Annotated in this window: 19 protein-coding genes; 3 read left to right on the forward strand and 16 right to left on the reverse strand. The window is 53.2% G+C overall.

What is annotated here, in order from left to right:
• Positions 1-331: 331 nt before the first annotated feature.
• Positions 332-1,207 carry a CDP-diacylglycerol--serine O-phosphatidyltransferase gene (pssA, locus tag G462_RS0102865; protein WP_026957642.1) on the reverse strand — a complete coding sequence of 292 codons (876 nt, stop codon included), beginning with the start codon at positions 1,205-1,207 and terminating at the stop codon, positions 332-334.
• 145 nt (positions 1,208-1,352) lie between these two features.
• On the opposite strand from pssA, the gene G462_RS0102870 reads away from it, so the two are divergent.
• The gene (locus tag G462_RS0102870) at positions 1,353-1,625 is read left to right on the forward strand and encodes a hypothetical protein (protein ID WP_026957643.1); all 273 of its coding nucleotides are present in this window, start codon (positions 1,353-1,355) and stop codon (positions 1,623-1,625) included.
• Here the strand turns inward: G462_RS0102870 and clpB are convergent.
• From clpB to rluD, 3 genes are all read right to left on the reverse strand, one after another.
• Positions 1,622-4,201: an ATP-dependent chaperone ClpB gene (clpB, locus tag G462_RS0102875; RefSeq protein WP_026957644.1), complete on the reverse strand. Its 2,580-nt coding sequence runs from the start codon at positions 4,199-4,201 to the stop codon at positions 1,622-1,624. The two genes, G462_RS0102870 and clpB, sit on opposite strands and share 4 nt — an antisense overlap.
• Before the next feature lie 88 nt (positions 4,202-4,289).
• Positions 4,290-5,021, reverse strand: coding sequence for a peptidoglycan editing factor PgeF (gene pgeF, locus G462_RS0102880; protein WP_026957645.1), 732 nt, complete (start codon positions 5,019-5,021; stop codon positions 4,290-4,292).
• Positions 5,022-5,023: 2 nt separating this feature from the next.
• A complete protein-coding gene (gene rluD, locus G462_RS0102885) occupies positions 5,024-5,989 on the reverse strand; it encodes a 23S rRNA pseudouridine(1911/1915/1917) synthase RluD (protein ID WP_026957646.1) in 966 nt (321 codons plus the stop codon).
• A gap of 265 nt (positions 5,990-6,254) precedes the next feature.
• Between rluD and G462_RS0102890 the strand changes: the two genes are divergently transcribed.
• The gene (locus G462_RS0102890) at positions 6,255-6,989 is read left to right on the forward strand and encodes an outer membrane protein assembly factor BamD (protein ID WP_035476603.1); all 735 of its coding nucleotides are present in this window, start codon (positions 6,255-6,257) and stop codon (positions 6,987-6,989) included.
• A gap of 71 nt (positions 6,990-7,060) precedes the next feature.
• Here G462_RS0102890 and G462_RS0102895 read toward each other — a convergent pair whose 3' ends face one another.
• Positions 7,061-7,399 carry a P-II family nitrogen regulator gene (locus tag G462_RS0102895; protein WP_026957648.1) on the reverse strand — a complete coding sequence of 113 codons (339 nt, stop codon included), beginning with the start codon at positions 7,397-7,399 and terminating at the stop codon, positions 7,061-7,063.
• A 96-nt stretch (positions 7,400-7,495) separates the two neighbouring features.
• Between G462_RS0102895 and G462_RS23745 the strand changes: the two genes are divergently transcribed.
• Complete coding sequence (locus tag G462_RS23745; protein ID WP_157378538.1) at positions 7,496-8,011, forward strand: GspH/FimT family pseudopilin; 516 nt, start codon at positions 7,496-7,498, stop codon at positions 8,009-8,011.
• Between the two features lie 5 nt (positions 8,012-8,016).
• On the opposite strand, the gene G462_RS0102905 is transcribed toward G462_RS23745, so the two are convergent.
• The 11 genes from G462_RS0102905 to ribF form a co-directional block, all read right to left on the reverse strand.
• The gene (locus tag G462_RS0102905) at positions 8,017-8,337 is read right to left on the reverse strand and encodes a hypothetical protein (RefSeq protein WP_026957649.1); all 321 of its coding nucleotides are present in this window, start codon (positions 8,335-8,337) and stop codon (positions 8,017-8,019) included.
• Entirely contained in the window at positions 8,324-8,749 is a 426-nt protein-coding gene (locus G462_RS0102910) for a type IV pilin protein (protein ID WP_026957650.1), read from the reverse strand. The genes G462_RS0102905 and G462_RS0102910 overlap by 14 nt, the downstream gene beginning before the upstream one ends.
• Entirely contained in the window at positions 8,749-12,477 is a 3,729-nt protein-coding gene (locus G462_RS0102915; RefSeq protein WP_084404904.1) for a pilus assembly protein, read from the reverse strand. The genes G462_RS0102910 and G462_RS0102915 overlap by 1 nt, the downstream gene beginning before the upstream one ends.
• 22 nt (positions 12,478-12,499) lie before the next feature.
• On the reverse strand, positions 12,500-12,931 hold the full coding sequence (locus G462_RS0102920; protein WP_026957652.1) for a hypothetical protein: 432 nt from the start codon (positions 12,929-12,931) through the stop codon (positions 12,500-12,502).
• A complete protein-coding gene (locus G462_RS0102925) occupies positions 12,931-13,989 on the reverse strand; it encodes a PilW family protein (protein WP_051326489.1) in 1,059 nt (352 codons plus the stop codon). Before G462_RS0102925 ends, G462_RS0102920 begins: the two co-directional genes overlap by 1 nt.
• Positions 13,974-14,537 carry a type IV pilus modification protein PilV gene (pilV, locus tag G462_RS21580; protein WP_051326490.1) on the reverse strand — a complete coding sequence of 188 codons (564 nt, stop codon included), beginning with the start codon at positions 14,535-14,537 and terminating at the stop codon, positions 13,974-13,976. Before pilV ends, G462_RS0102925 begins: the two co-directional genes overlap by 16 nt.
• A gap of 135 nt (positions 14,538-14,672) precedes the next feature.
• Positions 14,673-15,608, reverse strand: a complete 936-nt coding sequence (gene ispH, locus G462_RS0102935; RefSeq protein ID WP_026957654.1) for a 4-hydroxy-3-methylbut-2-enyl diphosphate reductase — start codon at positions 15,606-15,608, stop codon at positions 14,673-14,675.
• 17 nt (positions 15,609-15,625) lie between these two features.
• Positions 15,626-16,054: an FKBP-type peptidyl-prolyl cis-trans isomerase gene (gene fkpB / locus G462_RS0102940; protein WP_026957655.1), complete on the reverse strand. Its 429-nt coding sequence runs from the start codon at positions 16,052-16,054 to the stop codon at positions 15,626-15,628.
• The gene (gene lspA / locus G462_RS0102945; RefSeq protein WP_026957656.1) at positions 16,026-16,547 is read right to left on the reverse strand and encodes a signal peptidase II; all 522 of its coding nucleotides are present in this window, start codon (positions 16,545-16,547) and stop codon (positions 16,026-16,028) included. The genes fkpB and lspA overlap by 29 nt, the downstream gene beginning before the upstream one ends.
• Entirely contained in the window at positions 16,540-19,371 is a 2,832-nt protein-coding gene (ileS, locus tag G462_RS0102950; protein WP_026957657.1) for an isoleucine--tRNA ligase, read from the reverse strand. Before ileS ends, lspA begins: the two co-directional genes overlap by 8 nt.
• A 22-nt stretch (positions 19,372-19,393) precedes the next feature.
• Positions 19,394-20,326: a bifunctional riboflavin kinase/FAD synthetase gene (gene ribF / locus G462_RS0102955; RefSeq protein WP_026957658.1), complete on the reverse strand. Its 933-nt coding sequence runs from the start codon at positions 20,324-20,326 to the stop codon at positions 19,394-19,396.
• Positions 20,327-20,365 lie beyond the last annotated feature (39 nt).

Consider the following 20,365-nt stretch of genomic DNA (forward strand, 5'->3'; position numbering starts at 1 on the left):
AATTTGAAGCGAATTTTTTGTCGCTTCACATCTCGTGAGTGCCCACACAGATTGCTTGATAACTTGTTAAAGAACGTTGCTTCGTTACCGAAGCGAGGTGCGCATTCTACGCTTTCCTCATTCCCAGTCAAGCCCTTTTTTGAAGTTTTTGACCGGTGGTTGCGAGTGCTGTTTCCAGCCTCTCAACCCTGACCCGCTTTCACCGCAAACCCTGTTGCGCCGTGCCGTGTCAGTGGTGGCGCATTATAGGGCGTGGGTTTGTTTCGTCAACAGTAAATTTCAAATAATTTTAAATAAATGAAATATACGTCCAAATAGTACAGAAATAAGCCTATTCAGGCTTATTTTCTTCTGCTTTGCTCTCGGTGGTGGCGGTTTGCGCTGATTCATCGCTTGAAACAGGCGCTTTGCTGGCACCTTTGGCACAGCTATCGAGATCTTCCATATCTTCAGGCTCGTCACCCATCACATGCTCGAATTTGAGCTTGTTGACGGTGCGGATGGTGTAGATAGGACCCGATAGGGTGTATACCAAGAACAGAGTAAACAGGACCAGCGGTGGCTTAAGCGCAATGATGACAAACACCACGACCATCAGCAGTACCACGATAAACGGTACCTTGCCTTTAAGGTCGATACCTTTAAAGCTGTAGTAACGGAAGTTAGACACCATCAGCAGACCGGCAAGCACGGTGACCACCCAAGCCACAACGTTGAAGTTGTTACCGGCAACATCCAGGTCTTGCGCAAACCACACCATACCCGCAACTACCGCCGCTGCGGCCGGGCTCGCCAGGCCTTGGAAGAAACGTTTATCAGCAATACCCACCTGGGTGTTGAAGCGCGCTAAACGCAGCGCTGCACCTACGGTATAGATAAAGGCAGCCAACCAGCCAATCTTACCGAAGTCGCTGAGCGCCCAGTTGTATACCACCAGCGCCGGTGCAATACCGAAGCTGACCATATCGGCCATGGAGTCATACTCGGCACCAAAGGCACTCTCGGTTCCAGTTAAACGAGCCACTCTCCCATCGACGCCGTCGAAAACCATCGCGACGAAGATAGCAATTGCCGCCGCTTCGAACTGTCCGTTCATTGAGGCCACTACTGCATAGAATCCTGAAAATAGTCCGGCGGTAGTAAACAGATTAGGAAGGAAGTAAATCCCCTTCTGTTTCGCGCCATCACTCACTTTTTGCTCGGTCATGATATACCTGAACCTATAGTTACAACTTAGCCGCACAACATATCACAAGCCCCAAAGGCTTGGTAGCTGATGGAATGGCAAGTAGATGGAAATAGACTATAGCTTAAATACAGCAAGACACCGCCTGCAGCACAATGGAGTGAACATGGATACGGAAGCGCTGCTGCAGTACCTGCAATTGAATCCCGAGCAGTACCGCAAGCTACAAAACCTCGATGCCAACTACGAGCAACAAATGGATGAACTGTTTGCCTCAGAGCAAGACCGGAAGTCTATGTGGAAGGCGATGCGAGCACTGGTACGCGATAAAGAGTCGCAGATCCGTGCTTGTTTGAACGAAGAACAACAGCAGCGCTACAGTGCGTTACGTCAGCAACAGCAACTGCAGCGCAAGCAATCAGGTGATAGGCACCATTAGTTCATCGGGTTGAAGATCAATCGGCCACGCTCTGCACTAACAGATATCCCCATACCCGGCTGCACCTTACCCGCCAAGATGGCGTGGGCAAGAGGATTCTCCAACTCCTGCTGAATCGTCCGTTTGAGCGGACGCGCGCCAAACACTGGATCAAAGCCAGCTTCTGCCAACTTCTCTAGCGCAGCTTGGTCAACCTTGAGGCGATAGCCCTTCTCTTCCAGCCTTGGCACCAGGCGTTGGATCTGTATCTCCGCAATCTTGCAGATATGCTGCTGGGCCAGCGGATGGAACACCACCGTTTCATCGATACGGTTGATAAATTCCGGGCGGAATTGGGTAGAGAGGATCCCCATCAAGGTCGCTTTGATGGAATCATACTCCATCTCGCCATGCCCCTCTTGGATCACATCAGAGCCGAGGTTAGAGGTCATGATGATCACGCTATTGCGAAAATCCACGGTCCGCCCTTGGCCATCGGTCAGTCTACCGTCATCAAGTACCTGCAGCAGGATGTTAAACACGTCGGGATGGGCTTTTTCGACTTCGTCGAGCAGGATCACCGAGTAAGGTTTGCGCCGTACCGCTTCGGTCAGATAGCCGCCTTCCTCATAGCCCACATAGCCGGGAGGTGCCCCGACCAAGCGCGCGACCGAGTGCTTCTCCATAAATTCCGACATATCGATGCGCACCATGGCGTCGTCACTGTCGAACATAAACTCTGCCAGTGCTTTACATAGCTCGGTTTTACCTACGCCAGTTGGACCAAGGAACAGAAACGAGCCAATCGGACGGTTCGGATCGGACAGCCCAGCACGGCTGCGGCGAATCGCATTGGATACCGCTTCCACGGCTTCGCTTTGGCCGATAACCCGATCGTGCAGCTGCTGCTCCATTCGTAGTAGTTTATCGCGCTCACCTTCGAGCATGCGATTTACCGGAATACCGGTCCAACGCGACAACACTTCGGCAATCTCGCTGTCGGTGACTTTGTTACGCAGCAGACTCATGTCCTGCATTTCAGCCTGGCTAGCCAAATCGAGCTGGCGCTCTAACTCGGGGATACGGCCATATTGCAGCTCTGACATCCGGTTGAGATCGCCCGCGCGGCGGGCTACATCCATATCTAAGCGAGCCTGCTCTAAGTCGGCCTTAATATGCTGGGTGCCAGAAAGCGCAGCCTTTTCGGCTTTCCAAACCTCTTCCAGCTCGGAGAACTGGCGTTCTTTGTCGCCCAGTTCGTCTTCCAGTAGCTCCAAGCGCTTGCGGCTGGCCTCGTCCGACTCTTTTTGCATCGCTTGCTGCTCCAGCTTGAGCTGAATGATGCGGCGCTCGAGCTTATCTAAGGCCTCGGGTTTGGAGTCAATCTGTAGACGAATGCTCGACGCGGCCTCGTCGATAAGGTCGATAGCTTTATCAGGCAGCTGCCTATCGGAGATGTAGCGATGCGACAATCCGGCAGCGGCTACAATGGCGGGATCGGTGATCTCTACCGAGTGGTGCAGCTCATAACGCTCTTTAAGGCCACGTAAGATCGCAATGGTATCTTCCACATTGGGCTCTTCCACCAGCACTTTTTGGAAGCGGCGCTCTAGCGCAGCATCTTTCTCAATGAACTGTCGGTATTCATCCAAGGTGGTCGCGCCAACGCAATGCAGCTCACCACGCGCGAGAGCGGGTTTAAGCATATTGCCTGCATCCATCGCGCCTTCACCTTTACCGGCGCCGACCATGGTATGCAGCTCATCGATAAACAAGATGACCTGGCCTTCTTCTTTAGCCAGCTCGTTCAGTACCGCTTTAAGGCGCTCTTCAAACTCACCGCGGTACTTAGCGCCGGCAACCAGTGCGCCCATATCCAGCGATAATACCCGTTTGTTCTTTAACCCTTCCGGTACTTCGTGGTTGATAATCCGCTGGGCCAAGCCCTCGGCGATGGCGGTTTTACCGACACCGGGTTCACCGATTAACACCGGGTTGTTCTTGGTACGGCGCTGCAACACTTGCACGGTGCGGCGGATCTCGTCATCACGGCCGATGACCGGATCGAGCTTACCTTGCTCGGCACGCTCAGTCAGATCGATGGTGAACTTCTCCAGCGCTTGGCGCTGATCTTCGGCGTTTTGCTCATCCACGTTCTGGCCACCACGTACCTTGTCGATGGCTTTCTCTAGCTTGCCTTTATCTACGCCCATGGAGCGCAGGATATCGCCGAGCGCACCTTTGTCTTCAAGCGCGGCCAGCAAGAAGATCTCAGACGAGATGAACTTGTCTTTGCGCTTTTGCGCGAGCTTGTCGCAGAGGTTGAGCAGCACGACCAGTTGATTGGATAGTTGAACATCGCCGCCAGTGCCTTCGACCCGCGGAATACTCTCCAGCGCCTGTGATAACTGCGAGCGCAGCGCGCTGACTTCGACGCCGACGTCAAGCAATAGTGGGCGCAGTGACCCTGCATCCTGATTGAGCATGGAGGTCATCAGGTGGGCGGGCTCGATATATTGATGGTCTCGCCCCAGCGCTAAAGACTGGGCGTCAGAGATTGCCAGTTGGAATTTTGTAGTGAATCTGTCCAGTCGCATGATTCGACTCCCATAACGCATTGTGTTGATACATAGATGGGAGCATTGGCGGCTAATTTCAAGGCATTATCGCAATGCCAACTTCAACCTAACGAATAGCTGTGAGAGAGATCGCGGCCGCCATCCGGCCGGTTTGACCGTCGCGTCGATAGGAGAAGTATTCTTCGCTGTGACGGACGGTACATTCTTGATTGGCGTAGATTGCGGTGATGCCTAATGCTTGCAGGCGTTGCCGAGCCAGTAGCTGGATATTGGCGAAGTACTTTCCTGGCTCGCCAGCGGTGAAGGCTTCAGCAGCATCCGCACTATGATTAACGAACTGTTCTCTGACCTCAGCGCCCACTTCGAAGGCCTCGGGGCCAATCGCTGGGCCTAGCCATACCAACAGCTCTTCCGGTTGGCAGCGCATTGCAGCCACCGTGTTCTCCAATACCCCATTCACCAGTCCGCGCCAGCCCGCGTGAGCAGCAGCAACCACAGTAGCATGTCGATCGCACAGCAGCACGGGCAGGCAATCGGCGGTCATGACGACACAGCTGCGTTGGCCGCTTCGATCAATGCTTGCATCGGCATCAGGGATAGCTGATTGCTCAGCGGCATTGACCACTACCGTGCTATGCACCTGATTGAGCCAGCACGGTGAAGCGGGAAGGTGCGAGGAGAAGTGCTCGCGATTTGATGCAACGTCAGCAGTCGAATCCCCAACATGGTCGCCAAGGTTATAGCTGTGGTAGACACCTTTGCTATTGCCTTGCAGGCGATCGCTATAGATCGCGGTTACGCCAGCGGGTGCTGGCCAGTCGGGGATAAGTACCGCCATGGCTATTCCGGTCCGTTGAGTTCCAGGTCTTTGCGCAGCTGTTTGGTCATAGCCTGCATATCGTCAGGCACCGGCGCGCTCCACTCCATCATCTCACCGCTAATCGGATGCTGCAAACGTAGCATCACCGCATGCAGTGCTTGGCGTCTAAAGCCACGTAGCGCCGCTACAAAATCTGGGCTGGCCGCTTTTGGCAGACGCAGACGACCATATGTCTGATCGCCAATCAGCGAGTGGCCAATGTGCGCCATGTGCACGCGGATCTGGTGGGTACGACCACTTTCCAGACGCAGACGGATACGGGTGTGCTGACGGAACTTTTCGGCAACGCGGTAGTGGGTCACTGAAGGACGGCCTGTTTCGATCACCGCCATGTGGGTGCGTTTTTGCGGATGACGGCCAATCGGCTGATCAACCAAACCGCCGGCGGTCATAATCCCGGTGACTAAGGCTTCGTACTCACGGGTAATCTCGCGCGCTTGCAGCGCTTCGACCAGATGAGTCTGTGCAGGTACCGTCTTGGCGATTACCATCAGACCGGTGGTGTCTTTATCGAGGCGGTGAACAATACCGGCGCGTGGCACTTCGGCAATCTCAGGATAGCGATGCAGCAAGGCATTAAGCACGGTACCGCTCGGGTTACCCGCACCGGGATGAACCACCAGCTCTGCAGGCTTGTTGATCACCAAGATATCGTCGTCTTCATAAACAATATCCAGCTCGATGTCTTCACCTTGGGCTTCGACCACGTCTTCCAGCACGGTGGATACTTCCACTTCGGCACCTTCGGACACCTTTTCGCGGGGTTTGGTGACCACTTCGCCATCGAGTTTCACCTGACCTTCCAAGATCCACTCTTTAATACGTGAGCGGGAGTAGTCAGGAAACAGATTGGCCAACGCCTGATCTAAGCGACAACCGGTGAGTTGCTCATCGACCACGGCTTGTAATTCTAGGGCTTGGCTCATGTTTATACCTTCGGGCTGGAAAAAACCGGGTATTTTATACCTTCTTCGCTCAAAGCATAGTGAATTTTGCTAAGGAATTGTGGTCACAGTTAGCGAGTCGGCGTTTTTAGACGCTGGCGAGGCATACAATTGACCTGTGCGGCTCCTTGAAGGATACTGTGGCGTCAATTTAACGGAGTCCGTAATCAGGAAGATACAGCTCACGCTGGCGACTCTTTGCAGACTTATTCTTCGATTTAACATTACAAGAGAAGCTTACCCCAACATGCAAGTATTGAAGCGAGCCCTATTGGTGTTGTTTACCAGTGCATTTATTTTTGGCTGCTCGTCAAACAAGGCGGATAAACCCACGGTTCCAGACAAGCCAGCTTCTGAGCTTTATTCAGAAAGCCAAACCGCTATCAATTTGGGTAACTTCGGCGAAGCCTCTGAGCTTTTGGAAGCATTGGATACCCGCTTCCCCTTCGGCCCTTACACCACTCAAGTGCAGCTCGACCTTATTTACGTTTACTACAAACTGAATGAGACGCCCAAAGCACTAGCAAATATTGATCGCTTCCTGCGTAACAATCCAACCCATAGCGATTTGGATTATGTGTACTACATGCGCGGTCTTGCCAATATGGCGGCCGATTACAACCTATTCCAAAGCGTCGTTCGCGTAGATCGCTACGACCGTGACCCAAGCTTTAGCCAGCAAGCTTTTCGCGATTTCGGCACCCTGCTTAAGCGCTACCCGAACAGCGACTACGCAGCAGACGCTCGTGCACGCATGGTATTCCTGAAAAATAACCTGGCCCGCCATGAACTGGCAGTAGCCCGCTACTACATCAAGCGAGAAGCCTATATCGGTGCCGTTAACCGTGCGAAATACATTGTTGAGCGCTTCCCCGACACGCAAGCAGCCCGTGATGCACTGGTTGTCATGCAGCAAGGCTACACCGCTTTAGGTGTTGATGATTTAGCCGAGCAGGCAGCCCGGGTTGAAGCGGTAAATTAATCTAAGAAACGGCAACTAGACTGACAAAAAAAGCGAGCTCAAAGCTCGCTTTTTTACTTATCAGATATCGATTATATCGCGTCTTCGTTCTCTTCGCCGGTGCGGATACGAATCACACGGTCGACATCGCGAACAAAGATTTTACCATCGCCAATCTTGCCGGTTTGCGCGGTCTGGACGATAGCATCGATGCAGCGCTCCAAGTCGTCGGCCTGCACAACCAACTCAAGCTTCATCTTAGGCAGAAAATCCACCTTATACTCTGCGCCGCGGTACAGCTCAGTATGACCTTTCTGACGACCAAATCCCTTGACCTCGGTAACTGTCATACCTGTAATACCGATTTCAGCCAAGGCCTCTCGCACATCATCCATCTTGAACGGCTTGATAATTGCGGTTACTTGTTTCATGACTTGATCCCTCGTACTTGCTTAAATCGCTGATTCTGAAAATACTAATACTGTAAGCTAAGCATAGTTGCGAAACAAACACTTATGTGAGTTGTTGTGAAAAGAGTAGAAAACGCAGGCTTCACCTTAATGGAGCTATTGATCACCGTTGCCCTCGCCGCCATCCTGCTCGGGATTGGTGTCCCTGCGATGACACAGTTCCATGCCTCAATCTCTGCTGAAGCCACCCGCAACCGCCTGATGCGTGAAGTGCGCTTTGCCCGCAGCCAAGCGATAGACTTGAGCCAAACCGTGGTGATATGCGCGCTAGACAGCGACAACAAGTGTGGCGGCAGTGCTACAGACGGTCTCACGATCTTTATCGATAGCAACAATAATCAAGCTCTGGATGTAGGCGAAGAAGTATTGCAAGTCGCTGAGAGCTACGGGACCGGAAAAGTTAAACTTAATACCACCGCTTTCCGCTTCACACCCGAAGGGATGATCACAGGTCAAAATGGCAGCCTCTATTTTTGCTCAAACGATAGCAATTATGTAAGTGGCATCATTGTGTCCAGAGGGGGCAGTGTTCGCTTTGCTTTAGATAGTGAAACTACGAGCTGCCCAATTTAGGCTAGCTAATGCGCCAGCTCATCGAACAAGGCCCGCCCCTCAGCAGAACTAAAGCGTTGTCCATAGCGAACACACTCCAAGTCGACGAGCGCACCGTGTTGCTCTGTCCAGCTACTCGCTACGCTGTATCGCTCTCGCATTAATGCTGTCGCCACATCGAGATAGTCCTCGCCACTGCGTAACTGCAACTCTGGCGCTGCCAACACCACATTCTCACTCGCGTCAGACCAACTTAGATGACAGGCGATATCTTGCTGCTGTGCAACGCTTACCGAGGCAAATAGAAACGGCCCGACAACGATCATCATTTTGCTACCAGCATTCATTGCTGCTACTCCCCTCTGAATCCACTGCGGTTTTAGCCCCGATACTGCTGTAACTGATCGATTTACAGGACTTGTCGTTGAGCTGCACGCCTTGCGCGGTAGCAGTAACGGTAAATGCATCGGCAGAGGCGGCGCTCAAAGTCACACTGTAATGGCCATTGTCGGTGCTAAACGAGGTCTCGCCACTGGCCGCCAGCCCCAACGCAACCAATGTGGTAGCGTAGCTGCCGTTATCTAAATAGTACTGCTCTTGAAGCAAACTCACCTCAGCCAGCGCCTCCCACGACTCTCCCCTCCGCGACTCCAGCACATAGCTGGTGTAGGACGGATAGGCGACGGTGGCTAAGATGGCCACTATCGCCACGCTAATCATTAACTCAATCAGGCTAAAGCCCGTTACTGCTGGCTTCACTAGCCCTCCTCAAAGTAAAAATAGATCTGCTGCGGACGCATGTTCATATCATCAACTCGCGAGCCTTCCTTGCATTCCCCTTGCTGCTCACAGCCATGCTCTTGGTCGGGGTCTTCATCGTCGTAGACTAAGTCTTCACCCGGGTCACCGCCAAATACACGGATCACCGACTCGCCGCTAGCATCCTCGCCCGAGTGAATAATCAAATCATCAGGCACCTTGTTGAGCACCTCAAAGTAGCGTTGCTGATGAATGCTGGTACCGGTGTGCATGTTCACCAGATAGGTTCGCCCAGTACCAATACTGGGGATTGAGCAGTTGGCCGAATCAACCGCGCCGGGAAGGAAAGAAGTAAAGTACACATCGCCTGCCAATACCAGCGCAGAGCCCAAGGATTTCTCACCATCGCCCGCCAATCCATGTACCCAGCCTTTCGCCGCACCGAGCGCGATTAGCTGAGTCTGCTGGGCAGCTTCGGTGGAGGCTGAGCCAATCGGGTCGTTGGTGATATCGTAGAGCTCATCGATGGTGATCGCCTGTGGCGCATTACTCAAGCTAGCGACATCCATCGAAGAAACGTTGTAGTCACGGAACATAAAGAAGTAGTTATTCACACCATCACTGCCTTTGTCGGTGACCGGCTTACTGCGATCGCCAGTTCCCATAAGCACCGCATCAAAAGGCACCTGTTGGGAGTCAACCACTGTAACCTGACTCTCTCCGCTACCAGTCGTTACCTCTGAGAGCTTCCTTAGGAAGGTTCTCACCACCACTGGCTGCGTGAAGAATTTGCGCCGTTCGGTAACCTGAGTAGCATCGCTAATATCAGCTAATGCCGATAGCGCCCACTTTTCTTTATCGGAAGAGTAGAGGTCTACGCGCCAGGCTCGGCCTCCGGTATCGCCAAAGTACAAACGGTCAATGGCACCATCGCTGTTGCTATCTAGGGTGGCCACTGCCGCAGGAATAGAGTGCGTCAAACGCGTGTCATCGTTGTTAGTTAACGACCAAACCAATGCACCTGTGTAGGCATTGACAATAAACACGCCCCTTCCTCTGCTATCAGCGGCATTCGGAGTTGTCGCATCCTGATTGATGTCATAGCCAGCGGCAAAGATCACTACCGGATCGGCATACCCGGGAACATACCCTGTGACAGGCATGGACCAGGTTTGGCCTAGTTCACTGAACCCGGTGCTACTGCTATCAATCTTCCAGAGCAGCTTCGGAGAGTCCGGGGTGGTAATGTCCAAGCCGTAGTAGGCATCACCACCCCGCCGCAACCCGAAAAACACCAGCACTTTGTCACCGGCACTCAAGTATTTACCATCACCATCTTTATCGAGTAAGAACACGGTGGGCGTACCATCGACAGTGTAGATATGGTTAGTGCTCTGCTCATTTCTGCGCCGCTGCTGTTGTCGGGCCAACAAGCTATATGGCATAAACGCCCAGCTTTCATCCACCGTATCGCCGTTATCGGCGAACATGTGCATAGCTCCGCCATTGGTCCCAACCAAGATACGAATGTCCATGTCATCGGGGTCGGTGCTATCGCTAGCCGCACCGCTCTTCAGGCCAAAGTTGATCACAAGAGGACGAGAATGCAGCGGGTCACCCATGATATCGGGACGAATAGTGGTGCTATCGTCACTATCATCATCATCAACGTCACTGCCGACAATCCAGTCCAGGTGATCACTTAAATCAGACTCAGACACGCCTAAGTGATCAGCCAAAAGAGCCGTTGAACCGGCCTTGCTTTCCAGGTTTGACTGGGTGAACTCACTCAGCAAGCCACTAGCATTCAGATCAAACAGCACATTGCGACTACTTTTCGCTGAGAGCATTTCTCTTACCCCCCCCAGCTCGACATCATTGCCATCCTTGGTCGATGACCAAAAGGTGGTGGCTTCCCCAATAATTGAGCCATCATCGGAGATCGCCGGTTTTCCAAACTGATCGGCCATGTATCCATTGGGTGATAGCTCAAGCTTTTTCAGGTTCCCCGACCAACGCTGGTTGAGGCTAGGTTTGAACATCGCGTAGTAAACACGATTAAGGGTTTGTGTTCGATCGAAGTTATTACTGGTTACCGCGGGCGATACCAAAGAGGAGGTTTCTTCATACACCGCAATCAACGCCTGTCTGATCGCTTGCTCTAGCTGAACACCATCTTCCGCAGCGTAGAAGCTTCCCCCACCTTGGGTCGCCGCGGTAGTCAGCATGGCAGAACCGCCGCTGAGCACGTCTTCACCAAAGCCAATGGTGGAGGTCTTAGCGTATTGCCTGCCTGCCAAGTTCGCATTCACATCATTGGTATACATCCAACTGGTGAGCGCCGGAAGGTAGGTTGAGCCGCCACCAAAACTGGTCGAGCCGCCCCAGCTACAATCGCTAACGGTGCTAGCGTCGGCCGCGCAACCACTCACGCCGTCTGTGTTAATCGGCAAGGCCTTAATGGTGGAGTCGGCATGGGTATCGCGGGTCGGCGTTCCATCAGTGACATAGATGATGTTAACCACATCATCGCAGGTATTTCCAAAAGGCGACAAATAATCGTTACCCGACTCTGCATCCTTATCCGCTTTGGGGTTGCTAGAAGTGTCGTTGTTGCCATAAACAATGGCCTCGCCACCCAAGTAGCGCTTGGCCTCTAACAGTGTCTCAGATAATGGCGTCCAGCCATCGGTGGGGAGCGAATTGGCAGTGGTAATCATATCTGCCGAGGTAGTATCGGAACTCAAGGCCTGAATGACTCGCCCGCCGTCGTTGCTGCCATTCGAGCTATTGTTGTTAAACATCATCATGCCAAAGTCGACGCCACTAATAGTGCTCAAGGCATTCGCCAGCGCCTCTCTGGCCACCTCCATACGACTGCGCACCACGGTATCTTCCGAGTAGTGGTACCAACGCAAGTAGTTGGCGGTGTACATGGTTATCAGATAGCCATCATCGAAGCTATCACGGGTCGTAGATTCAGCTAGATCTTTGTCTAGGGTATAGAAGTCATCGGCATTTTTACTCGCACCGTTGATAGGAAAGCCCTGTTCAGCGTCAGCGTAGTTATTGTTGTTAACGCGATATCGGCCGGGATTAATCGTATCAACCAACTTGTCGTAAAATTCACCGGCGTCGTTTTGCAGCTTCACTGTGAACGAGTATGGCAGGCCATCTTTCAATAAATTGCCGTCTGCGTCAGTCTCCAAGTCGTAGTCATTGATGCAATCAATAACCGTATAGTTAGCGCCATTATTAAGTCGTACGTCATCCCACGAGCCGGTGTTGCCATGATAGCGGTGTTCTCGGAAATAGCCGGTAAAGACCCCATTTTTGGACAAGGCTTCATAGGAAGCGGCACAGTTATTAATGTCCCAGAGAAAACGCCGGTCTTCGTTGTTTCCCGATGGTACGTAGCCGGGACCATCAACCCCATCAACCACAAAGTAAATAAAATCGTTATCTAGCGCATTTTGCGAGCTAATCGACTCTTCATAGTTTTGATAGTCAACGTTACCATCAGCGTCTTGGTTATAGCCTTCCTTGGTGGTGATGTTCCAACCCATGCTTCCAGAGGTATCCATTATCAGCAGGACTTTTCCCGCTGAAGCGCCACCGGCTGAAAAATCGAGAATGAACAACTCCGTATCGTCAGCCAGAACTGACCATGTGGTCATTGCACTCAGTACCGTACTGACGGCGACGGTTCGTAGATTAAAATGTCTCATCACTCACCTCAGGATTTGTCATCTAAAGCAAGGGCTGCTCTATGCCCCCCGCCAACGAGGTACTACCGCTGGCGTTCTTTCCATAGCTTTCGGTAATTTGGCTTCGCACATAACGACAATTTGATATCGCGTTGCCACTGCTGGCGGTATAGCTTCGCGAGCAAGTACCGTCCACGGAATGGGTCAAGTCACCTTGGGCATCCGCAACAAAGCCAGACACCGCCATAGAATCTCCACTGGCCATCGAGCCAATCGAGCTCTGCAGATCACCATGGGCGACCAGTTGATTGAACTGCCCTTCTACCCGTTGCTCAGATTGGATCCGCTCGCCCATGGCCACCGTCACCTTGGCGCCCTGGCCTGACGTACTGAGCATCACACCACCCAGCACGGAAAGAATCATCAGCAACATCAAAGCCACAAACAGTGCGGCTCCAGTTTGGCGATGCCTCATTAGCTACTTCCTCCATGAATCACCATATTGCGCAGCGATACCACCGACTGAAACAGCATTCGACGGTAATGATCACCACCGCTGTCCACCGTGACATCGCCCAGCTCATAGCTGTTGTTATTCACGTAGCTGCTGTCTTCGGTCAATGAGCGCACCAGCACAAACAACTTGGCCGCCAGCACTCGGTTCTCGCTCCATTGCTGCGGGGTTACCTCATCGGGGCTTAGGTAATCATCGACAATGCCATCGACCACCAGATCGGTATCCACGCCCAGCAGCACCCGGATACGCTCCACGCCTTCAACCAAAGGGCCATTGCCTTCAATCGCAATCTTTCCTACCCCGCTATCATTCCGAATTAAATGATAGCGACGTAGCACTGGTAGCCCAGACTGCTGACTTACATCCAAGTAGTACGCGATATGTTGGTACTCCCAGACTTGCCTGCCCGGCATGGCAGCTTCGCTTGGCCAGTTCGCAACGCTGTTTGTACTATCAAATATCCTAGCAACCACGCTGTTTCCGGCAAAATAAAAGCGATTGCCTTCTATATCTGCTGCCGCTGCCACTGGAGAACCAATTACCCTCTTAATCCCTATAACATCAGAGTCCATAACCAAATTGCTGCGATCGGCCACACAGTCATACTGACCATTAAGCGAGTTGTTCTCTCGAACCGTTCCGACAAACAAGGCACTGAAGCGACCAGATACTGTCGGGAATGACCCTTCGTCACCCGTGCCTAGCCAATCGATAATGCAATCGTCATCAGCGGCTAAATCGGCCACCATCACATCTACACTGGCCCCTCTGACCATGGTGTTGCCGGTGTATTCGCCAAAGAAGCCCGCCAGTTGCAGATCGCGGCCAATCAGCTCAGTGGCGATACGGCCGCTCTCCAGCATCTGTTCAATATGAAAGCCTGACTCGGTGGTACGTTTAGAGGCGGCCAAAAAACCGGTGATGCCACCGATAATGAAAAGGCCGATGGACAGGGAGATGATCCATTCAAGCAGTACCGCGCCTGTCTGTGAGCGTTGACTCAGGTACTTAGCCATGTTTCAAGTACCAACAGACGACGTTTATCGGAGCTGCTACCGCAGCTAGTGGCAAGGGAATTAGTCGGGGTGGTTTGCGTAAAAGCTTGCCTTGATAACCAGCTAACCACCACGCTTAGCTCGCCGGTGTTTAGCAGCTGTATACAGGCGGTAGCATTGAGCAGTGCACTTTGGCCCGCGCTGGATTTGGACTTAAGCGCCCACTCCCAATAGTAGAGATCGGCATAGACCAAGTCGGCGGCGCTGCAGGCGCTCATCAGGCCGCTGTCCTCGGCGCAGTTGGGGCGAGTTCGCGCGATTTGGCCTTGGCCGATTTTGACGATACCGGGATTGTTCGCTTGCCAGGCTATGCTGTTGCTGCGAACCCGTTCCAGCATCTCTTTGGCAGTGATGTAAGCAGCGGTGCGCTGCTGAGATTCAACAGATGTACGTTTAGCCATGGTTTGCATCGCAACAATCGCCAGCAAGCCCACGGCTACAATAAAGGTCGTGACTATCACCTCAATCAGCGAAAAACCCGCTGAATGAGTACGTCGAACAATAAGCATCCCTACCAACCCAGCCTTATTCCGAACTATATCGCTATAGTTTTCCCGAGCTAACTAATCCATTATCTTTTTTTTATAGCGCAAAAAGGGGAGCAATGCTCCCCTTTGTCGGTTATCTGTGCTACCGCGCATCGTCTATTTGATGCGTAACTCAGCAGGTACTTCGAAGGTAGTGTTCTCTTCACGCCCGGGGTTTTCGATTACCCGAACGCCGCCCATATGCTGCAGTTGTGACACCACTTCTTGCACCAGTACTTCTGGTGCAGAGGCACCGGCAGTCACACCTACCCGGCACGGCTCATTGAACCAATCCGCTTGGATATCGTCGGCACCATCCACCAAGAATGCCGCAGCGCCAGACTTCTCAGCTTTCTCGCGCAAGCGGTTGGAGTTGGACGAGTTCTTCGAGCCCACCACCAACACCACATCACTTTTTTCCGCCAGATCTTTAACTGCATCTTGGCGGTTCTGGGTGGCATAGCAGATATCGTCTTTACGTGGTCCTTGGATCTCGGAGAACTTCTCTCGCAAGGCATCGATGATCGACGAGGTGTCATCCACTGAGAGGGTGGTCTGAGTGCAATAGAACAGCTGGCTGGGGTTCTTCACCTGTAAGGCGGCCACGTCATCGACCGTCTCCACCAAGTAGATGCCGCCCTCTTCACTGGCGTACTGGCCCATGGTACCGATGACTTCTGGATGGCCATGATGGCCAATCAGCACACACTCGATCCCCTTGCGGCTGGCGCGGGTCACTTCCATATGTACTTTGGTAACCAATGGGCAGGTGGCGTCAAACACCTTCAGCTCACGGGCCTTGGCTTCTTGGCGAACCGCTTGAGAAACACCGTGGGCGCTAAAGATGCAGATGCTGTTTTCCGGGACTTCGTCGAGCTCATCAACGAATACTGCACCGCGCTCGCGCAGGCCATCGACCACATAGCGGTTGTGTACCACTTCATGGCGTACGTAGATCGGCGCGCCAAATAGCTCCAGTGCCCGCTCCACAATAGAAATGGCACGATCAACGCCAGCGCAAAAACCGCGAGGGTTGGCCAGAATGATTTCCACAGGACACTCCTTAGGGGTTAACTCACTTTCAAAATTTCGACATCAAAATTGATGGTTTGACCGGCCAGCGGATGATTAAAATCCACCGTGACCGAATCGCCCTCAACACTGCGCACAATGCCGGGGATCTCTTGCCCATTAGGTTGGCTAAAGGCGATGATAGCGCCGACTTCGGCAGGCGCGCCATCGTTAAACCAGGAACGCTCAAAGTAGTGAACATTATCGGGATTGGCGCTGCCAAAGGCTTGCTCAGGCGGCAAGGTAAAGCTTTGCTTGTTACCCGCTTCCAATCCAATGAGGCAGGCTTCAAAGCCTTCTGTTAGGCTGCCGTCTCCCAGCACCAGGCTCGCTGGTGCTGGATAGTTACGGGTGTTTTCGGCGATGGAGCCATCTTCTAATCGGATGACAAAATGCAGCTCAACCGTGCTGCCCTGCGCGATCTTCATCCTTGCGTCGCTTCTCCAAAAATAGTGCATCAACAATCAGCAAACCGGCACCGACACAGATAGCAGAGTCGGCCACGTTGAATGCTGGCCAGTGGTAGCTACCCCAGTAAAAATCGAGGAAATCCACCACGTATCCAAACATCATACGGTCCAACACGTTACCTAGCGCACCGCTAAGGATCAGCGCATAGCCAAGCCCCAACGCGGTTTGCTGGCGTGGGGTTTTCGACAGCCACCATACCAGCAGTGCACTTACTACCAGCGCAATACCGGTGAATAGCCAACGCTGCCAGCCCCCGGCATCACCGAGAAAGCTAAACGCGGCGCCGTAGTTGCGCACATAGACCAGATTAAAAAACGAGGTGATGGCTTTGCGCTCGTACAGCGCAAAGTTCTCGACCACAATCCATTTGGTCGCTTGATCGAGCACGAACAGAGCCGCGCTCAACCAAAGCCAAATCAAACTCGATGATGCTTCCTGCTTGTTATGCATAGCGGCGCTCTTCACCCTCTCCATCTACGTTGCTCACACAACGACCACAGATAGCTTCGTGACCCGCATGTGAGCCCACATCTTCGCGGTGGTGCCAGCAGCGGTCACACTTCTCGCCTTTGGCAACACTAACTAGCAGCTTCACGCTTTCCAGCTCGGTGGCAACCGCATCGTCGCCCGCTTCACTTAGTGGGGCAACGCGCGCTTCAGAGGTCAGCAGCACAAAGCGCAGCTCGTCTTCAAGCTGACTTAGGCGAGCCAGTTTCTGCTCGTCCAGATACAGAGTTACGTCTGCTTCCAGCGCCTTACCGATCTTCTTATCGTTACGCGCGGCTTCCAGCAGCTTGTTCACTTCATCGCGAACAGCAATAATGTCAGCCCAGAACTCGTCATTAAACGCGCCATCTTGCGGCAGCGCCTGTAGACCTTGGTACCACTCACCGGTGAACACAAAGTCATCACGCTCACCCGGCAGAGCCTGCCAGATTTCATCAGCAGTAAAGCTCAGGATTGGCGCCATCCAGCGGGTCAGCGCTTCAGCGATGTGGAACAGCGCAGTCTGACATGAACGACGGGCATGGCCATCGGCTTTAGCGGTGTACTGGCGATCTTTAATGATATCCAAGTAGAAGCTGCCCAACTCGATGGAGCAGAAGTGCATTAGCTTCTGATAGACCACGTGGAACTGGTAGCTCTCGTAGGCTTCAACAATCTCTTGCTGTACGCTAGCGGCACGGCCAACAACCCAGCGGTCCAGCTCAACCATATCGCTGGCTTCAACCAAGTCAGTTGCTGGGTCAAAGCCTGCCAAGTTGGCCAGCAAGAAGCGCGAGGTGTTACGGATACGGCGGTAGGCATCGGCACTACGCTTGAAGATCTCATCCGATACGGTCATCTCAGCGCTGTAGTTGGTCGAGGCAATCCACAGGCGCAGGATGTCAGAGCCCAGCTTGTTCCACACATCTTGTGGCGCAATACCGTTACCCAGCGACTTCGAGAACTTATGACCGTTGGCATCCACGGTGAAGCCGTGGGTCAGCACCTGGCTATATGGCGCTTTACCGGTCATCGCAGTCGAGATCATCAACGACGATTGGAACCAACCACGGTGTTGGTCAGAGCCTTCCAGGTACATATCGGCGCTATTGCCGTTGAACTCTTCACGGGCTTTCACAACCGATGCGTGGGTCGAGCCAGAGTCGAACCATACGTCCAGCGTGTCTTCTACCTTACGGTATTGCTCGGCTTCATCGCCCAGCAGCTCGCTGGCATCCAGATCAAACCAGGCTTGAATACCTGCTTTCTCGACGCGCTTGGCAACCTCTTCCATCAGCTCTACGCTGCGTGGGTGCAAGGCATTGGTTTGGCGGTCAACGAACAGGGCAATCGGCACACCCCAAGTACGCTGGCGTGAGATACACCAGTCAGGGCGGTTCTCCACCATGCTTTCGATACGGCTTTGACCCCAATCTGGGATCCACTGGGTTTGCTTGATCTCGCCCAGTGCTTGCTCGCGCAAACCGTTTTGCTCCATGCTTACAAACCACTGAGGAGTAGCACGGAAGATAATCGGGGTTTTGTGGCGCCAGCAGTGTGGGTAGCTGTGGCGGTAAGCGTGATGATGCAGCAGCTTGCCGCATTCTTTTAGCTTCTCAACCACTGCGTCATTGGCTTTGAACACGTGCTGACCGGCAAAGAACTCGGTATCAGGCAGGTATACGCCGTTGTCGCCAACAGGGTTAGCCACTTCCAGACCGTATTTCTGACCTACCGCGAAATCTTCCTGACCGTGGCCCGGGGCAGTGTGCACCGCACCGGTACCTGAATCGGTGGTTACGTGATCGCCCAAGATAGCCGGTACGTCAAAGCTGTAGAACGGGTGCGCGAAACGCAGGTTCTCAAGTGCTTCGCCCAAGCAATCACCCAGTACATGATGGTGAGTTGCGCCAAAGCGCTCTACACACTCTTCCATCAGTTCACGGGCCAGAATCAGGCGCTCTTTACCTGCTTCGGTCTCGATCTGCACCAGCACATATTCCAGATGCGCGTTAAAGGCGACCGCACGGTTGGCGGGTAGCGTCCATGGGGTGGTCGTCCAGATAACCGCAGAGATTGGGCCTTCACCAGCCACGCCTTCTGGGTGCTCAAACTTGCTCAGAACCGCGTCTTCGTCGACGGCAGTAAAGCGCACATCGATGGCCGGAGAGGTCTTATCTTCGTACTCCACCTCGGCTTCTGCCAGGGCGCTACCACAGTCGGTACACCAGTGAACCGGCTTAGAGCCTTGCTGCAAGTGACCGTTGTCGATGATCTTAGCCAATGAGCGAATGATGTTGGCTTCGGTATCGAAGTTCATGGTCAGGTAGGGATTTTCCCAGTCGCCCAGAATGCCCAGACGTTTGAAGTCTTCACGCTGGCCGTTGATCTGCTTGGTCGCGTAATCACGGCACTTCTGGCGAAACTCAGCCGGAGTCACCTTGTGACCGGGCTTACCGACCTTTTTCTCAACCATCAGCTCGATGGGCAGACCGTGACAGTCCCAACCCGGGATATATGGCGAGTCGTAGTCAGACAGAGTCTTCGATTTAACGATGATGTCTTTGAGTACTTTGTTTACCGCGTGGCCCAAGTGAATGTTGCCGTTCGCATACGGAGGGCCGTCGTGCAAAATAAAGCTCTTCTTGCCACGCTTGGCCTCGCGAATTCGTTGGTACAGATCAGCTTCCTTCCAACGTTTCAACATGGCTGGCTCACGCTGAGCCAGGTTACCGCGCATCGGGAACGCGGTTTCCGGCAAGTTCAGAGTATCTTTATAGTCGCTCATTGATTTAACATTCCACTTGGTTTCACTCAGCTAAGCCATAGAAGGACTTAGCCTGTTTGATATCGAGCTCCACTTGCGCCTTCAAGGCCTCAAGCGAAGGAAATTTAACTTCATCTCTCAGTTTCAGCTGGGGCTCTACCCGCAGGAATTGTCCGTACAAATTCTCACTGAAACCGAACAGGTGGGTTTCCAGCAGCAGCTGTTCTCCCCCTGCGGTAGGCCGCTTGCCTACGTTAGCTACCCCGGGAAACGTTCGTCCATCGGGCAGCTCGGCCTTTACAGCGTAAACACCGGTTAAGGGCGGCACCTTTCTGTCCAACCTAAGGTTGGCGGTGGCAAAGCCCAACTGGCGGCCAAGCTTTTGGCCGTGCACCACCCGGCCACTAAAATGAAAGGCACGCCCCAGCATCTGCTTGGCGTCCTCAAAATGGCCATGGGCAAGTAGCTCGCGGATCGCGGTACTGCTCACCCGGCGCTGCTCTACGCAAAACGAATGGCTATTGGTCACGGTAAATCCGAAACGCTCACCAGCTTGTTGCAGCGCGGCAAAATCGCCACTGCGTCCTCTGCCAAAGCGAAAATCATCGCCCACCGCCAGGTATTCAACCCCAAGGCCCTTAACCAGCAAATCTTCGATAAAGTAATCGGCAGTTTGCTCGGCAAATTGGGGATTGAAGTTGACGCATAACATGCGATCAACGCCCAACGCTTTAAGCGCCTGATACTTTTCGCGGAAGCGAGTCAGGCGGGCGGGTGCTTGCTGTTTGGCAAACACCTCCAGCGGCTGAGGTTCGAACACCATCACCGTAGCGGGCAGCTTGCGCAGCCGCGCCTGCTCCAACAATTTTTCCAGCACATGTTGATGGCCCAAGTGCACCCCATCGAAGTTACCGATGGTGAGCGCACAGCCATGATGCTGCTGTCTGATGTTGTGGATGCCGCGAATTAGCTCCATAGCGCCTACTACTGTTTAAAACCGACGGATTATAGCCTG

Origin of the sequence: Aliagarivorans taiwanensis DSM 22990 (assembly GCF_000429505.1) — a bacterium.
In the GTDB taxonomy this organism is placed as follows: domain Bacteria; phylum Pseudomonadota; class Gammaproteobacteria; order Enterobacterales; family Celerinatantimonadaceae; genus Aliagarivorans; species Aliagarivorans taiwanensis.